Source organism: Bacillus infantis, from assembly GCF_050107595.1.
GTDB lineage: Bacteria > Bacillota > Bacilli > Bacillales > Cytobacillaceae > Bacillus_AB > Bacillus_AB infantis_C.
Genome location: NZ_JBNILH010000023.1, coordinates 1 through 2,990, shown reverse-complemented (window position 1 = coordinate 2,990; position 2,990 = coordinate 1). Strand labels below are relative to the sequence as shown.

Below are 2,990 nucleotides of genomic sequence, written 5' to 3'. Positions count from 1 at the left end.
TCAAAACTAGATAATGCAGAAGAAGAATTACAAAGCAATCAAATGTGGTTAAGTCCTCGATCTATTAGTATCTGTCAGCTCCACGTGTCACCACGCTTCCACCTCAGACCTATCAACCTGATCATCTTTCAGGGATCTTACTAGCTTGACGCTATGGGAAATCTCATCTCGAGGGGGGCTTCATGCTTAGATGCTTTCAGCACTTATCCCTTCCGCACATAGCTACCCAGCGATGCCTTTGGCAAGACAACTGGTACACCAGCGGTGCGTCCATCCCGGTCCTCTCGTACTAAGGACAGCTCCTCTCAAATTTCCTGCGCCCACGACGGATAGGGACCGAACTGTCTCACGACGTTCTGAACCCAGCTCGCGTACCGCTTTAATGGGCGAACAGCCCAACCCTTGGGACCGACTACAGCCCCAGGATGCGATGAGCCGACATCGAGGTGCCAAACCTCCCCGTCGATGTGGACTCTTGGGGGAGATAAGCCTGTTATCCCCGGGGTAGCTTTTATCCGTTGAGCGATGGCCCTTCCATGCGGAACCACCGGATCACTAAGCCCGACTTTCGTCCCTGCTCGACTTGTAGGTCTCGCAGTCAAGCTCCCTTGTGCCTTTACACTCTGCGAATGATTTCCAACCATTCTGAGGGAACCTTTGGGCGCCTCCGTTACTTTTTAGGAGGCGACCGCCCCAGTCAAACTGCCCGCCTGACACTGTCTCCCGCCCCGATCAGGGGCGCGGGTTAGAATTTCAATACAGCCAGGGTAGTATCCCACCAATGCCTCCACCGAAGCTGGCGCTCCGGCTTCAAAGGCTCCTACCTATCCTGTACAAGCTGTACCAAAATTCAATATCAGGCTGCAGTAAAGCTCCACGGGGTCTTTCCGTCCTGTCGCGGGTAACCTGCATCTTCACAGGTACTATAATTTCACCGAGTCTCTCGTTGAGACAGTGCCCAGATCGTTACGCCTTTCGTGCGGGTCGGAACTTACCCGACAAGGAATTTCGCTACCTTAGGACCGTTATAGTTACGGCCGCCGTTTACTGGGGCTTCGATTCAGAGCTTCGCTTGCGCTAACCCCTCCTCTTAACCTTCCAGCACCGGGCAGGCGTCAGCCCCTATACTTCGCCTTGCGGCTTCGCAGAGACCTGTGTTTTTGCTAAACAGTCGCCTGGGCCTATTCACTGCGGCTTTTCCGGGCTATTCACCCTAAAAAGCACCCCTTCTCCCGAAGTTACGGGGTCATTTTGCCGAGTTCCTTAACGAGAGTTCTCTCGCTCACCTTAGGATTCTCTCCTCGCCTACCTGTGTCGGTTTGCGGTACGGGCACCTTTTCCCTCGCTAGAGGCTTTTCTTGGCAGTGTGGAATCAGGAACTTCGGTACTAAATTTCCCTCGCCGTCACAGCTCAGCCTGATGCAAACGGGATTTGCCTCGTTTGCGGCCTAACTGCTTGGACGCGCATATCCAGCAGCGCGCTTACCCTATCCTCCTGCGTCCCCCCATTGCTCAAACGGTAAAGAGGTGGTACAGGAATATCAACCTGTTGTCCATCGCCTACGCCTTTCGGCCTCGGCTTAGGTCCCGACTAACCCTGAGCGGACGAGCCTTCCTCAGGAAACCTTAGGCATTCGGTGGATGGGATTCTCACCCATCTTTCGCTACTCATACCGGCATTCTCACTTCTAAGCGCTCCACCAGTCCTTGCGGTCTGACTTCGATGCACTTAGAACGCTCTCCTACCGCGGACACCTGATGGTGTCCACCCACAGCTTCGGTGATACGTTTAGCCCCGGTACATTTTCGGCGCGGAGTCACTCGACCAGTGAGCTATTACGCACTCTTTAAATGGTGGCTGCTTCTAAGCCAACATCCTGGTTGTCTAAGCAACTCCACATCCTTTTCCACTTAACGTATACTTTGGGACCTTAGCTGGTGGTCTGGGCTGTTTCCCTTTTGACTACGGATCTTATCACTCGCAGTCTGACTCCCATGGATAAGTCTTTGGCATTCGGAGTTTGTCTGAATTCGGTAACCCGATGGGGGCCCCTAGTCCAAACAGTGCTCTACCTCCAAGACTCTTACAACATGAGGCTAGCCCTAAAGCTATTTCGGAGAGAACCAGCTATCTCCAAGTTCGATTGGAATTTCTCCGCTACCCACACCTCATCCCCGCACTTTTCAACGTGCGTGGGTTCGGGCCTCCATCCAGTGTTACCTGGACTTCACCCTGGACATGGGTAGATCACCTGGTTTCGGGTCTACGACCACATACTCATTCGCCCTATTCAGACTCGCTTTCGCTGCGGCTCCGTCTGTTCAACTTAACCTCGCATGTAATCGTAACTCGCCGGTTCATTCTACAAAAGGCACGCCATTACCCTGACCCGAAGGTCATAGGGCTTTGACTACTTGTAGGCACACGGTTTCAGGATCTGTTTCACTCCCCTTCCGGGGTGCTTTTCACCTTTCCCTCACGGTACTGGTTCACTATCGGTCACTAGGGAGTATTTAGCCTTGGGAGATGGTCCTCCCTGCTTCCGACGGGATTTCACGTGTCCCGCCGTACTCAGGATCCACTCTGGAGGGAACGAAGTTTCAACTACGGGGCTGTTACCCTCTATGGCCGGCCTTTCCATGCCTGTTCATTTACTCCGTTCCTTTGTAACTCCGTGTAGAGTGTCCTACAACCCCAGGAGGCAAGCCTCCTGGTTTGGGCTAATCCCGTTTCGCTCGCCGCTACTCAGGGAATCGCGTTTGCTTTCTCTTCCTCCGGGTACTTAGATGTTTCAGTTCCCCGGGTCTGCCTCCAATGCCCTATGTATTCAGGCAAGGGTTCCATCCCATTACGGATGGAGGGTTTCCCCATTCGGAAATCTCCGGATCAAAGCTTACTTACAGCTCCCCGAAGCATATCGGTGTTAGTACCGTCCTTCATCGGCTCCTAGTGCCAAGGCATCCACCGTGCGCCCTTTCTAACTTAACCT

The 2,990-nt window shown here is 53.4% G+C and carries 1 rRNA gene; it reads right to left on the bottom strand.

Annotated elements, in window-relative coordinates:
• Window positions 1–44: 44 nt before the first annotated feature.
• Window positions 45–2,989: ribosomal RNA gene (locus ACQCVH_RS25210) — 23S ribosomal RNA — on the bottom strand.
• Window position 2,990: the final 1 nt, after the last annotated feature.